Here is a 14,069-nt window from a genome sequence, read left to right as displayed (position 1 = left end):
AACCTCTTTTTAATCTTTAACCTAATAACATTTCAACACGTAATAGCGCATTAACCAACGCATCGATATCATTTTTATTGGTATATAAACCAAGAGATGCACGACACATCGCAGGAACTTGGTAATAATCCATAATTGGCATCGCACAATGATGCCCTGTACGAATAGCAATACCATAATTATCAAGAAATGCCCCAACATCATAAGCGTGATGTTTACCTAAATTAAACGCTATCACACCTTGTCGAAGATCATTGCCATAAAGCGTTAAAGATTTTACTTTTTGCAACTGCTCTTGGGCATATTTCATTATACGATTTTCATATTCAGCAATATTATTCATGCCTAATCGTGAAAGATAATCTAATGCAGCACCTAAGCCAATCATTCCCATTATATTGGGGGTTCCTGCTTCAAAGCGCCAAGGTGCATCTGCGTAGGTAATATCACCATTAATATGAACATGCTTTATCATTGCGCCACCGCCTTCCCAAGGCGGTAATTCATCCAATATCGCTTTTTTACCATACAGCAAGCCAATACCAGTAGGCCCATAAAGTTTATGGCCACTACAAACAAAAAAGTCACAATCAAGTTGTGAAACATTAATTGTTTGATGCATTGCACTTTGAGCCCCATCAACCAATATATGTAACTCACCACCTTGCTCAATAGCATATTGGCGAGCATCACGAATAATTTGAGCAATAGGATTTACTGTGCCCAATACATTTGATTGATGCGTAAGGCTGAGTAATTTAGTTCGTTCGTCGATTAAGTGAGGTAATTGAGCCAAATCGAGTGTGCCATCTTGTAATAGTGGTAACACACGAACATTAAAGCCACACTGTTTTGCCAACATATACCAAGGAACGATATTTGCATGATGTTCCATTTCTGTGATGATGATATTGTCACCATCATTTAAAAATCGTTGACTATAAACATTTGCAATTAAGTTGATCGCTTCCGTTGTTCCTTTAACAAAAACAATCTCTTCTTCGCTATTGGCACCTAAAAAATCACTGGCTTTTTTACGGACATTCTCAACTAATGTTGTCGCATTTGCACTTAATGTATGAATGCCGCGGTGAACCGCGGCATATTGTGTTAAGGCAAATTGCGTTTCATGTTCAATGACGCAAGCCGGTTTCTGAGCACTTGCGGCACTGTCGAGATAAACCAGTGGTTTTCCTTTTACTTGTTGTAAAAGGATTGGAAAATCATCTCGCGCTTTTTCAATGGAATGCGTCATAATGCCTTATTTTATACCTCTAATAAGCGCTGATTAATTCTGTGTAATACCTGCGTCTTTATCACACTATTTTCTAGCGATTCAGTTAATTCAGCCGCAAATGCATGGATGATCATTTTACGGGCGTCACTTAAAGAAATACCGCGTGAGCGCAAATAAAATAGTTGTTCATCATCAATTCGCCCTACAGTGGCACCATGGCTACATTTCACATCATCAGCATAGATTTCAAGCTGTGGTTTAGTATCGATTTGCGCTTTCTCACCCAGCAACAGATTGTTATTCGTCATTTGACCATCTGTTTTTAATGCTTGAGGTGTCACCGTGATCATGCCGTTAAATACAGCTTTCCCTGCATCCATCGCAATACTTTTATGTAGTTGACGACTCTGGCAATTTTTCTCACCATGAACCAGCCATGTACGGGTATCCGCTATTTCGCCGGCTTTAGGTAATACAACGCTGTTCATCGAAAGTTCTGTATTTTCACCTTTTAGTGCAGAACTCGTGTGATGACGGCTAAGTTTAGCGCCTAATAAGAACGCGTAGCTATGGACACGAGCATCACGGCCTATCGTCAGATCGTTATGAGCAAAATGCTGACTTGCCCCATTTTCAAAACTTAATTTGATATGGTTAAAAGAGGCATTATCACCAATCGTTGCCGTTAATCTTGCGCCTGTAAAATGGCGGTTTTCGTTGTCACTGCTGATATAGTGCTCAATAACTTGCATCTGAGTATTTGCACCAACATCAAGGTGAAAACGATAATTTGCACTATTTACCTCTGCACATTGATCACCTTGAGTAATATTGAGGATATAAAGTGGTTTATCCGCAATAACACCGTTTTTCAGGGTAATAAGCAAAGGATGTGGCGCTAAACTTTCGACTAAATGCAGGAAAATTTCACCATGGACCGCTTTAGGTAATTCACTTTGATTATCAAGTAAAGTGATTTGATAAGGGCCAAAATCTTTACTGCTTTCTATCGGTGAAAATGTGCCATTCACCATAACAATACGGTAGCAATCAAAAGATAATGCATGTTTAGCCATTAAACGTTGCACATCAAAAGGTGGCTGCTGTTGATAGCGCTGGCTTAGCGTTTCTTCTAATGGTGTATAATGCCAATCTTCATGACGGTAAGCAGGGAAACCCAGTTTCTCGACTTGCAGCCAATGATTACGCGCATTGAGATTATCGTCACCTTTACGCTGATGGTATAACGCTGAAAACATCTTTAGTGCTTGTTGATTACGCAGTTCAACTTGGTGTTGTTTTTCACGCTTTTCATTGAGGGTCAATAAGCCAGCCATAACCTTGTTCCTCCAATTTTTGCGCCAATGAAAAATCACCTGATTTAATGATTTTTCCCTGATAAAGCACATGCACAAAATCAGGTTTAATATAGTCAAGAATGCGTTGGTAATGTGTTACAACAATAAAAGCACGTTTACCATCACGTAAACTATTAACCCCATTAGAAACGATTTTTAATGCGTCAATATCAAGGCCAGAATCTGTTTCATCTAAAATACATAATTCAGGCTCTAACGCCGCCATTTGCAAAATATCGTTACGCTTTTTCTCACCACCAGAAAATCCCACGTTAACTGAACGTGTTAACAAATCTTGTGGCATATCCAGTAATTTGATTTTATCTTCAATAAAATCTTCAAAATCAAAGCGATCTAACGGCTCTTGGCCACGGTATTCTCTCACCGCATTCACAGAAGATTGTAAGAAAAATTGATTGCTAACACCGGGTATTTCAACAGGATATTGAAATGCCATAAAGATGCCTTCACCTGCGCGATCTTCGGGCTCTAACTCCAATAAATCTTTATTTTTAAAGGTGATTGAACCTTCATCAACTTCATATTCGTCACGACCAGCAAGTGTTGCCGATAAGGTACTCTTACCCGAACCATTTGGCCCCATTATTGCGTGAACTTCACCTGCACGAACCTGCAAATCTAATCCCTTAAGGATCTCATTGCCTTCAACACTGACATGTAAGTTTTTAATTTCTAACATAATATATGCCTTCGGTATCTTTATACTCAGAATTTGGTTGATAATTAACCGACACTATGTTCTAAGCTGATTGCTAATAATTTTTGTGCTTCTACAGCAAATTCCAGCGGTAATTCTGAGAACACATCTTTACAAAATCCGTTTACAATCATTGAGATTGCATCATCTTCGCTTAACCCACGTTGACGACAATAGAACAGCTGATCCTCACCAATACGTGACGTTGTCGCTTCGTGTTCAAGCTGTGCTGAGTTGTTCATTACCTCAACATAAGGAAAAGTATGCGCACCGCACTGCGTACCAATTAACATGGAATCACATTGGGTAAAGTTACGGGCATTTTGCGCACCAGGAAGTACTTTTACGAGTCCACGGTAACTATTTTGGCTTTTACCCGCAGAAATACCTTTAGAGATAATGGTTGATTTGGTATTTTTGCCGATATGGATCATCTTAGTACCAGTATCTGCTTGTTGGTTGCCATTCGTTAAAGCAACCGAGAAGAATTCAGCGGTCGAATTATCCCCTTTTAAAATCACACTTGGATATTTCCATGTGATTGCCGAACCTGTTTCTGATTGCGTCCATGACATTTTGGCGTTTTCGCCTTCACAAATAGCACGCTTAGTCACAAAGTTAAGAATGCCACCTTCACTATCGCCACCAGAGAACCAGTTTTGCACAGTAGAGTATTTTACTTCGGCATCTTTGTGGATAATGACTTCAACCACAGCAGCATGAAGCTGATAGCTATCACGAACAGGCGCAGAACAACCCTCGATATAACTGACATAACTGCCTTCATCAGCAACCAGAATAGTTCGTTCAAATTGACCTGTTTGAGCCGCATTAATACGGAAATAAGTCGATAATTCCATTGGGCAACGAACCCCTTTAGGAATATAGACAAAAGTACCATCAGATGCGACCGCTGCATTTAGTGCAGCAAAGTAGTTATCATGGCTTGATACAACAGTGCCTAAATATTGACGCACTAAATCAGGATATTCTTGAATAGCTTCGCTAAATGAACAAAAAATAATGCCATGTTCGGCAAGCTCTTCACGATATGTTGTTGAAACAGAAACAGAGTCAAAAATAGCATCAACAGCAACAGCTTGCCCTTCTCTTACAGGGACACCGAGTTGGTTAAAAGCCTCTTCAACTTCTTTGGTTAAATAATCTTGCGTGGCTTGTTTATCACTCGCAATCGCTTCATTTGTACCACCAGCACAACTGCCATTAGCACAGCATGAACTACAAGATGGTGCTGAATAATAGCTATAATCCTGATAATTAAGCGATGGATAATCTGCTTTTAGCCAATGAGGCTCTTCCATTTCTAACCAATGGCGATAAGCATCTAAACGAAATTCCAGCATCCACTCTGGTTCGTTTCTTTTTGCCGATATTGCACGCACAACCGCTTCGTTTAATCCTTTTTCTAAGGCATCGGTTGAGATATCGGTATAAAAACCTTCTTTATAGTGGTGATCGCTTAGCCATCCTTGAACTTCATCACCAATTTCAACATTGCTCTGAGACATAATCTGACTTCACTATGTTATACCCCGAAGCTCTCACCACATCCGCAGACGTTTTGAGCTTTAGGATTATTAAATTTAAACATTTGATTAAGTCCTTCACGAACATAATCAACAACCAACCCATCGATAAATGGCATTGCTTTTAATGAAACAAAGAGTTTTGCTCCATTATGTTCATAAACAAGATCATCATCATTTGGGGCAGTAGCAAGTTCAATAACATAACCATACCCTGTACAACCAGAGGGTTTTATATTTAAGGAAAGCCCTTGTTTTTCAGGGTTTTTCTCAACTAAATGACAGATATGCTTTGCCGCATTATCCGTTAATACAATGCCTTGCCAAGCTGTGTCATTAAGAGAAAAAGTTTCAACGTTGTTTGTCATTTCTGACCTCATTTCGAAAGGAGATTGATATCTTTCCTGACACTAATGGTAATGATAACCCTTATCACTTCAACCATGTCTTTTGAAAGGATATTCTATAAATGTGTATTTTTTGTTCTATTTTTGCGATTGATTTGTTAATAATAAATGTTAACACAATGTAATATAACACTTTTCTGATTTTTCATTACAAAAAATAAAACTTTTAATTTTTCTTATATTTCGCACAATACGCATATAAGTTGCAATGTGAATGCACCTTATATGTTATCACTGAAATTTAGAGAAAAAAGCATAAAAATGTGTTTTTACATTCCCGTTTATTGGCTCTGTTCACATTCATTTTTATGCTTATCATGAAGGATAAGATAGCACCACTCATGTGATGACCTCTTATTGGATTGTGTGCTCTTTTAACTTATTTACTAATAGTAATGGTTTGAATATATTTGTTTGTACATTCAAGAAGTTGATTATTTTTTTGTTTAGTCGATTGGCTATTGAAGTTGCTAATCAATTGCAGTTGCCATACTCGATTCGTTTTAAGATCAGCCACTAAAACACCTTCATAGCTCACATTCTCTTTTGCGTATTTCCCTTCAAAAAAGATATGTCGGCTTTCCATATTTGGGATAGTTAATGGTTTTATCGATGTAGATATTTCATTCATGCCATCTATTATCGCAATATTATCAACTATACCTTGCGCTCCTGCATCCACATCGTAACTCATTGCATCGATCATTTTAAAATAAACCAGACGAACCTCTGTCAAATCACAAATAGGTTCTGATTTATAAACCATCATTTCTGTTGTGACGTCCTGAACATTATCAGGTAATGATTTAAAATAATTTTCAGTATCTTCTCTGCTCATTGTAAATGAAGTGGGATAATTCATATTAAAGCCAGAAACAGTTTGTACTGGAATATGACTTATATCATTACCCGTTTCAGAGGTAGAATTATTATCACATCCGCTGATTAATAAACCTACAATTAATAATACTGTGGTGTTGAATTTAGAAATAGTTAACATTATTGATCGTCTTATCTTTTATTATGAAGATAATGATTATCATTAAAAATAAAATCTAAATAAAGAAATAATTCTATTTTCTCTCTCTATTTTTATTCTTTTTGGCATTACCTATAAACATAAAAACGCACAAAGCGAGTATTTCACTTTGTGCGTATATTTTTTTATTTTTTTAAGAAATAACAGATGTCGTTAATCTAGAAATACACACTTGACGATCTTGATCATCAAATATTTCTATTGACCAGACTTGGTGTGAACGTCCTAAATGAATAGGTTTGCATACCCCTCTTACCTTGCCTTCTCTCGCTGAACGAATATGATTCGCATTGATTTCTAGCCCGACAATCTTTTGTTCACCTTCGGTACAAAGATAACCCGCAACAGATCCCAATGTTTCAGCTAAAACAACAGAAGCACCACCATGCAAAAGTCCTAAAGGCTGCTTAGTACGATGATCAACAGGCATTGTTCCTTCAAGATAATCATCACCAAGACATGTTAATTCAATCCCCAAATGGCTCATCATATTATTTTGTCCAATATGATTAAGATGCTCAATTGTCGTTTCACGTTTCCATATCATGGCATAATCTCCAAAAGTGCCTGTAGTGGGTGTTTTAACTCAATATTATCAATACGTTTCACTTGACTACGACAAGAGTAACCTGTGCTTAAACAACGCATTGTTGGTAATGTTTTTAATGCATTACCCCATGAGAGTTGATAAATACCCAACGAGTTTTCATAATTATTAAGTTCATGTCCATAAGTACCCGCCATTCCACAACATCCTGTGCTCACAAATTCGAGTTGCTGCCCATAACGTTGGAAAATAGCCTGCCACTGTTTCATACTTTGTGGTAGTGCTGTCACTTCTGTACAGTGACCGAAAAGATACCATTTTTCAGCATCATCGCGAACTGCTATTGGCTCAGATACCAATTTACTTAGCCATTCATGAACAAGTTGAACATTAAAATCCCCGCGCTTATCACCCAGTATTTCACGATATTCGTCGCGATAACAAAGCACTAATGCAGGATCAACCCCCACCATAGGGATGCCTAATTGTGCAACACGATTAAGCATGATTGAGGTTTTTTGCGCCGTTTTGCTAAATTGCTGTAAAAAACCTTTAATATGTTGTGCTTTACCATTAGGTGAAAACGGCAACAAGACAGGTTTAAATCCAATTTTTTCAATTAGTTTGATAAAATCAGCAACCACTTTTGCATCGTAATAACTAGTGAAAGGATCTTGTACCACCAGCACATGATGACTTCGTTGCTTCTCAGATAAGCGCTCTAAGTCTTCTAGCGTCATATCTAATGCTTTATGACCAGCCAATTGCTGCCTTAATGTCGGTGATGACAGCAAAGGTAAATCGACCATTCCTATCGTGTGTTTACTTAATGTTTGCACCAGCGGTTGTTTCATAAAAAAGTTAAAAAATCCGGGTACTTTCGCCATGATCGGCGTTGTTAATTCAACATTAGCGACAAGATGATCTTTTAACGGACGTAAATAACGCTGGTGATAAAGTTCAGTAAACTTAGAACGAAACGAGGGTACATCAATTTTAATCGGACATTGCGTTGAACACGCTTTACAAGCCAAGCAACCGTTCATAGCCGCTTTGACTTCATGAGAAAAATCATACTCACCACGTTTGGCTTTCCATGTATTACGTGTTTTTTCAATCAACCCTCTTAAGCTAGGTTTATTATTTTCAAGGCTTGATTCAAGTTGTTTTGGGCTAACGCCTTGCTCTGTTAATAAGCGTAGCCACTCCCTTACAAGTGCGGCTCGTCCTTTAGGTGAATGAATGCGTTGTCCGCTGATTTTCATTGAAGGGCACATTGGGCTTTTAGCATCAAAATTAAAGCAAAGTCCATTACCATTACAATCTAATGCACCTTTGAAGTCTTGACGCACAGATAAAGGAATTGTGCGATCAAAGGTGCCTCGTTTGAGAGTATCAACTTGCTTCATGGGTTCATCGACCTCTAATGGAGGGCATATTTTCCCAGGATTCAGTCTATTTCGAGGATCGAACACCGTTTTGATTTGTCGTAGCTCATGATAAAGCGTTTCACCAAAAAATTCGGGGCTATATTGCGCTCTAAAGCCTTTTCCATGTTCACCCCAGAGTAACCCACCATATTTGGCTGTTAACGTGACAATGTCGTCTGAGATAGATTTCATCAATAATTCTTGTTGTGGATCGCACATATCAAGAGCGGGTCTTACGTGCAATACACCTGCATCAACATGTCCAAACATGCCATAGTTAAGTTGATGGCTATCAAGTAACGCTCTAAATTCTGTAATATAATCCGCAAGATGCTCTGGTGGTACACAGGTATCTTCGACAAAAGGGATCGGCTTTGCTTGCCCTTTTGCGTTGCCTAATAAACCAACCGCTTTTTTACGCATGGCATAAATGCGGTTAATATCTGCCAAATCTTCGCAGACTTGATAACCGATAACACCGCCCTGACCCTCTTTCATTAATGAATCTAAGCGTTGGCATAATGAGGCAACTTGTGAAGCAATAAGATTTTCATCATCACCCGCAAATTCAACAATATTAAGGCCTTGCATATCTATATCAGGTATATCAGTGATCAACTCTTTCACGGAGTGCCATACAATATCTTCACGAGCAAGATTTAATACTTTGGAATCAACCGTTTCAACAGAAAGTGCATTCGCTTTAACTAAAAAAGGCGCATTACGTAATGCAGAGTCAAAAGAATCATATTTTACATTGACTAAACTGCGCTGTTTAGGAATTGGCGTGATATCGAGTGTCGCTTCAGTAATAAAAGCGAGCGTTCCTTCAGAGCCTGTTAAAATTCTCGTTAAATCAAATCGTTTCATGTCATCACTAAAGACATGGCGCAAATCATACCCAGTCAAAAAACGGTTTAATTTAGGGAATTTTTCAAGAATAAGTTTTCGTTGCTCTTTGCAACGAGATAAAACAGTACGATAAACTTTACCGATTGCAGAGGTCTCTTGAGCAATATTTTCTGCTAACGCGGTATCCATTGCTCGCGTTTCAAGCAGTTCACCGCCTAACAAAACTGCCCTAACACTAAGAACGTGATCAGAGGTTTTGCCATAAACCATTGAACCTTGCCCTGATGCATCGGTATTAATCATTCCGCCTAATGTGGCGCGATTACTGGTAGATAGCTCTGGTGCAAAAAAGAAGCCATACGGTTTTAAAAAGAAGTTTAGCTCATCTTTTATTACTCCAGCTTCCACTTTTACCCAACGTTCTTCTGGATTTATCTCGATAATACGTTTCATATAGCGAGATAAATCGACGACGATGCCATCTGTTAATGCTTGCCCATTGGTGCCTGTACCGCCCCCTCTTGGTGTCAGAGAGAGTGAATGAAATCGAGGTTCATCAACTAAGCGAGCAATAATAGTGACATCGGCTGTTGAGCGAGGAAATACGACAGCCTGTGGCAATAACTGGTAAATACTATTATCTGTTGCCATAGTGAGTCTGTCAGCGTAACTGCTGGAGATATCACCGGTGAAGCCGTTTTTTCGAAGAGTATCAAGAAATTCTGTTGTGAGTTCACTGACTTGCGGTGCTTGCGATATACGTGGGATCATTTGTTATAGCTCTTTAATCTAATAGTCCACATTGCTTAATTTTAGATGTTGAAATGTATGCTAAGAGGTACTTTGCCTCATTTTGTACTTTCAGACCGATACCTGTTCACCTTATCATACAATTCTGGCAAATTGCGTAGTGATATAAACAACGTGATATTTGCAATGTTTATTCATCTGCTTCTAGCATTTTTATTCGTGTAGGGATTTAAAACCATGGAAAAACCGCAGATCCATACAGATATACCCAAAGTTTTATTCACTGTTCTTTTTATTTCTTTTTTTATTATCGCCAGTTTTTGGATCCTAAATCCCTTTATTGTGGGTTTCATTTGGGCTGGAATGATTGTTGTAGCAACGTGGCCTTTACTTCTTATTATTGAAAAACGGGTGAAATATCGCTGGCTATCAACCATGATAATGATGATTTTGATATTACTGATCTTCGTTATCCCTATTATCTTATTAATTAGCAGTGTCATTGATAATAGTGCCCCCCTAATTGAATTAGCGAAATCACCTTCGAATATTCAGCCACCTCAATTATTATGGCTTAACGACGTCCCTATGATAGGAAGCAAGCTTTATGATACATGGCACTCTATTCTTGTCTCGGGGGGTAATGCATTAATTTCAAAAATCCAACCCTATGTTGGACAAGCTGCAAACTGGTTTTTTGCTCAAGCCTTAAATATTGGTCGCTTTGCCCTACATTTGGGTGTGATGTTGTTATTTTCAGGCTTACTGTTTTTACAAGGTGAAAATGTCGTCTCTTGGTTGCGCCATTTTGCTATTCGCTTAGCAGGCCAGCGTGGCGATGCAGCTATCTTACTTGCATCTATGTCTATTCGCGCCGTTGCATTAGGTGTGGTTTTAACCGCCTTAATTCAAGCTATTGTTGGTGGCATCGGTCTTGCGGTATCTGGCGTACCTTATGCTACGGTATTAACCGTTATTATGTTTATTTGCTGCCTTGCTCAAATAGGCCCCTTATTAGTATTGATCCCTTCAATTTTATGGTTATTTTGGACAGGTGATACTACTTGGGGCATCGTTATGGTGATTTGGGGCGGTGTTGTTGCAACAATGGATGGTGTATTACGACCTTATTTAATCAAAATGAGCGCTGATTTACCTATGGTATTAATTCTCACGGGTGTTATTGGTGGCATTTTAACATTAGGTATGATTGGATTATTTATTGGTCCTGTTGTTCTCGCCGTTGCACATAGCTTATTAAATGCATGGATTAATGAAGTACCAAGACCTAATCCTGATTTAACTGAAACAGTAGAATTTATGAATAAAAACTTTATTGAGAAAGAATAAATAATAATGAGCATGTAAGTGTAGCTACTTACATGCTCTAAAAATAACAGAGCAAAGTTTAATAAAGATTATCAATTTAGGAATAAACCCTTATATTTTTATATTGAAATTCACATTTTGAAACAAATTACATTTTTTTAAACCTGTTTGTTACCAGCAAGTTATATTCACTTTTAAATAAACCAATATTCTTTTTATTGAGATAATTCTTAGAGCATAATTAACGCATTTCTCTTAATATAAATATCAACGAAACAAATGTTTCATCAAATTAATAATTTCGCCCTTCATATTAATAGATTAATTGGCGGGATTTAAGAATATAAAATATTGCTGTGTGTAGTCTTTGCCTGTCAGCCCATGATAGGCTTTTTTTTGCCTATTATTTAATAATTGTATAAAAAAAGCTCACATTATATTGTGAGCTTTTTATTTATAGCAATGATATTAATTCTATTGTGCTAATTTTACCCAAGTTTTAATTACAGTATCTGGGTTTAAAGATAAACTATCAATTCCCTCTTCCATTAGCCATTGTGCAAAATCTTCATGATCAGAAGGCCCTTGACCACAAATACCCACATATTTTCCATTACGTTTTGCAGCTTGGATTGCCATGGATAATAATGCTTTTACTGCATCATTACGTTCATCAAACAGAGCAGAGACCACACCAGAATCTCGGTCAAGACCTAATGTTAATTGGGTCATGTCGTTAGAGCCAATAGAGAAACCATCAAAGTGTTCTAAGAATTTATCTGCTAATAAAGCATTTGATGGGATTTCACACATCATAATGACTTTTAAGCCGTTCTCACCTCGTTTCAAACCGTTTGCGGCTAATTCGTCAATCACCTCTTCAGCTTGGCGTACAGTACGAACAAATGGGATCATGACTTCAACATTCTCTAAACCCATATCATTACGAACACGTTTAACCGCTTCACACTCAAGCGAGAAGCAACGACGGAAATCGTCAGAAACATAACGACCGGCACCACGGAATCCTAACATTGGGTTCTCTTCATCTGGCTCATAGCGATCGCCACCCACTAAGTTGGCATATTCGTTAGATTTAAAGTCAGATAAACGAACAATAACGCGTTTAGGCCAGAATGCCGCGGCTAATGTTGCAATCCCTTCCGTTAATTTACTGATGTAATACTCAACTGGAGATTCATAGCCTGCCATCATTTCATTGATTTCGGCTTTCAGTGCTTCAGTTTGGTCGTCATACTCTAATAATGCACGAGGATGCACGCCAATCATGCGGTTAATAATAAATTCTAAACGCGCAAGACCAACACCATCATTTGGTAAGCCTGCAAAATCGAATGCACGATCAGGATTGCCGACATTCATCATGATTTTGAGCCCTAATTCAGGCATATTATCGATTGCGGAGCTCTGAATAGAAAAATCCAGTTTGCCATCGTAAACAAATCCGGTGTCACCTTCAGCACAAGAAACGGTTACAATTTGGCCTTCAGTAATACATTCTGTTGCATCACCACAACCCACTACAGCGGGAATACCTAATTCACGAGCAATAATTGCAGCGTGACATGTTCTACCACCACGGTTAGTCACAATCGCAGAGGCTTTTTTCATGATAGGTTCCCAATCTGGGTCTGTCATATCAGTAACCAGCACATCGCCCGCTTCAATTCTGTCCATCTCACTTAAGTTATGAATAACTTTAACGGCCCCCGTACCAATACGATGACCAATAGCTCGTCCTTCAATAATCACAGAGCCACTTTCATTTAATTGGTAGCGTTCCATAACTTGTTGGTTAGAACGAACTGTTTCTGGACGTGCCTGAACAATGTATAAACGACCATTATGACCGTCTTTCGCCCATTCAATATCCATAGGACGACCATAATGTTGTTCAATCAGTACTGCCTGCTTAGCCAGTTCTTGGACTTCATTATCCGTTAAAGAGAAACGATTGCGCAGTGATTCTGGCGTATCTTCAATACGGACCTGTTTACCATGCTCAACACTGTCGGCGTAAACCATTTGGATTTTTTTAGATCCCAAATTACGACGAACAATAGAAGGTAATCCCTTGGCTAAAGTTGGCTTGTGTACATAGAACTCATCTGGGTTAACTGCACCCTGTACAACCATTTCACCTAAACCATAAGCTGATGTAATAAAGACAACTTGATCAAAGCCAGATTCAGTATCGATGGTAAACATCACACCTGAAGAAGCGAGATCAGAACGCACCATACGTTGAATACCTGCCGATAATGCAACACCTCGGTGATCATAACCTTGGTGAACACGATAAGAAATTGCACGATCGTTAAACAATGAGGCAAATACATGTTTGATTGCAACGAGTATGGCATCAATACCTTGAACGTTTAAAAACGTCTCTTGTTGACCTGCAAAAGAAGCATCAGGCATATCTTCTGCAGTTGCAGATGAACGAACGGCAAATGAAGCTTCAGATTCACCTTCACTTAATGTGAGATAAGCATCGCGAATATCTTTTTCAAACTGAGGCGTAAAAGGTGTATCAATTACCCACTGGCGAATTTGATTACCTGCTTGAGCCAGTTGATGAACATCATCAACATCAACGCTATCAAGTAATTCATAAATACGCTGATTGATACCGCTCTGTTCCAGAAAATCATTAAACGCTTGCGCTGTGGTAGCAAACCCATTAGGAACAGAAACACCCAGTTCCGCTAGGTTTGTGATCATTTCACCGAGGGAAGCATTTTTCCCACCAACACGATCAACGTCATTCATACCTAATTGGTTATACCAAAGCACATTGCACGGGGTGAGGCTATTGCTGGACATTGAGAACA

At 38.5% G+C, this 14,069-nt stretch carries 10 protein-coding genes; 1 reads left to right on the top strand and 9 read right to left on the bottom strand.

Annotated features, from left to right (window positions below):
* Positions 1-16 precede the first annotated feature (16 nt).
* The 8 genes from sufS to ydiJ all read right to left on the bottom strand — a co-directional run bounded on the left by sufS (position 17) and on the right by ydiJ (position 9,906).
* The gene (gene sufS / locus B6258_RS10735) at positions 17-1,255 is read right to left on the bottom strand and encodes a cysteine desulfurase SufS (RefSeq protein WP_164996161.1); all 1,239 of its coding nucleotides are present in this window, start codon (positions 1,253-1,255) and stop codon (positions 17-19) included.
* Between the two features lie 11 nt (positions 1,256-1,266).
* Complete coding sequence (gene sufD / locus B6258_RS10730; protein WP_099075250.1) at positions 1,267-2,574, bottom strand: Fe-S cluster assembly protein SufD; 1,308 nt, start codon at positions 2,572-2,574, stop codon at positions 1,267-1,269.
* Entirely contained in the window at positions 2,549-3,295 is a 747-nt protein-coding gene (gene sufC / locus B6258_RS10725; protein WP_023582353.1) for a Fe-S cluster assembly ATPase SufC, read from the bottom strand. Before sufC ends, sufD begins: the two co-directional genes overlap by 26 nt.
* A 44-nt stretch (positions 3,296-3,339) precedes the next feature.
* On the bottom strand, positions 3,340-4,842 hold the full coding sequence (sufB, locus tag B6258_RS10720) for a Fe-S cluster assembly protein SufB (RefSeq protein ID WP_099075249.1): 1,503 nt from the start codon (positions 4,840-4,842) through the stop codon (positions 3,340-3,342).
* A 17-nt stretch (positions 4,843-4,859) separates the two neighbouring features.
* Entirely contained in the window at positions 4,860-5,228 is a 369-nt protein-coding gene (gene sufA / locus B6258_RS10715) for a Fe-S cluster assembly scaffold SufA (protein ID WP_099075248.1), read from the bottom strand.
* Positions 5,229-5,646: 418 nt separating this feature from the next.
* Positions 5,647-6,267 carry a hypothetical protein gene (locus tag B6258_RS10710; RefSeq protein ID WP_099075247.1) on the bottom strand — a complete coding sequence of 207 codons (621 nt, stop codon included), beginning with the start codon at positions 6,265-6,267 and terminating at the stop codon, positions 5,647-5,649.
* 172 nt (positions 6,268-6,439) lie between these two features.
* The gene (gene menI, locus B6258_RS10705) at positions 6,440-6,853 is read right to left on the bottom strand and encodes a 1,4-dihydroxy-2-naphthoyl-CoA hydrolase (protein ID WP_099075246.1); all 414 of its coding nucleotides are present in this window, start codon (positions 6,851-6,853) and stop codon (positions 6,440-6,442) included.
* Entirely contained in the window at positions 6,850-9,906 is a 3,057-nt protein-coding gene (ydiJ, locus tag B6258_RS10700) for a D-2-hydroxyglutarate dehydrogenase YdiJ (protein ID WP_099075245.1), read from the bottom strand. The genes menI and ydiJ overlap by 4 nt, the downstream gene beginning before the upstream one ends.
* A gap of 216 nt (positions 9,907-10,122) precedes the next feature.
* On the opposite strand from ydiJ, the gene ydiK reads away from it, so the two are divergent.
* A complete protein-coding gene (gene ydiK / locus B6258_RS10695; RefSeq protein WP_099075244.1) occupies positions 10,123-11,235 on the top strand; it encodes an AI-2E family transporter YdiK in 1,113 nt (370 codons plus the stop codon).
* Between the two features lie 453 nt (positions 11,236-11,688).
* On the opposite strand, the gene ppsA is transcribed toward ydiK, so the two are convergent.
* The gene (gene ppsA, locus B6258_RS10690) at positions 11,689-14,061 is read right to left on the bottom strand and encodes a phosphoenolpyruvate synthase (RefSeq protein ID WP_099075243.1); all 2,373 of its coding nucleotides are present in this window, start codon (positions 14,059-14,061) and stop codon (positions 11,689-11,691) included.
* Positions 14,062-14,069: the final 8 nt, after the last annotated feature.

The sequence above is a fragment of the Proteus alimentorum genome (assembly GCF_002607735.1).
Taxonomy (GTDB): domain Bacteria; phylum Pseudomonadota; class Gammaproteobacteria; order Enterobacterales; family Enterobacteriaceae; genus Proteus; species Proteus alimentorum.
The sequence above is the reverse complement of the archived record's forward strand: the minus strand, read 5'-3'. Positions and strand labels throughout refer to the sequence as shown.

What these genes read in the sequence shown, in the direction of transcription:
- sufB (WP_099075249.1), bottom strand. Translation starts at nt 4,842, where the DNA reads ATGTCTCAGAGCAATGTTGAAATTGGTGATGAAGTTCAAGGATGGCTA.
- sufA (WP_099075248.1), bottom strand. Translation starts at nt 5,228, where the DNA reads ATGACAAACAACGTTGAAACTTTTTCTCTTAATGACACAGCTTGGCAA.
- menI (WP_099075246.1), bottom strand. Translation starts at nt 6,853, where the DNA reads ATGATATGGAAACGTGAAACGACAATTGAGCATCTTAATCATATTGGA.
- sufS (WP_164996161.1), bottom strand. Translation starts at nt 1,255, where the DNA reads ATGACGCATTCCATTGAAAAAGCGCGAGATGATTTTCCAATCCTTTTA.
- ydiK (WP_099075244.1), top strand. Translation starts at nt 10,123, where the DNA reads ATGGAAAAACCGCAGATCCATACAGATATACCCAAAGTTTTATTCACT.
- sufD (WP_099075250.1), bottom strand. Translation starts at nt 2,574, where the DNA reads ATGGCTGGCTTATTGACCCTCAATGAAAAGCGTGAAAAACAACACCAA.
- ppsA (WP_099075243.1), bottom strand. Translation starts at nt 14,061, where the DNA reads ATGTCCAGCAATAGCCTCACCCCGTGCAATGTGCTTTGGTATAACCAA.
- ydiJ (WP_099075245.1), bottom strand. Translation starts at nt 9,906, where the DNA reads ATGATCCCACGTATATCGCAAGCACCGCAAGTCAGTGAACTCACAACA.
- sufC (WP_023582353.1), bottom strand. Translation starts at nt 3,295, where the DNA reads ATGTTAGAAATTAAAAACTTACATGTCAGTGTTGAAGGCAATGAGATC.
- B6258_RS10710 (WP_099075247.1), bottom strand. Translation starts at nt 6,267, where the DNA reads ATGTTAACTATTTCTAAATTCAACACCACAGTATTATTAATTGTAGGT.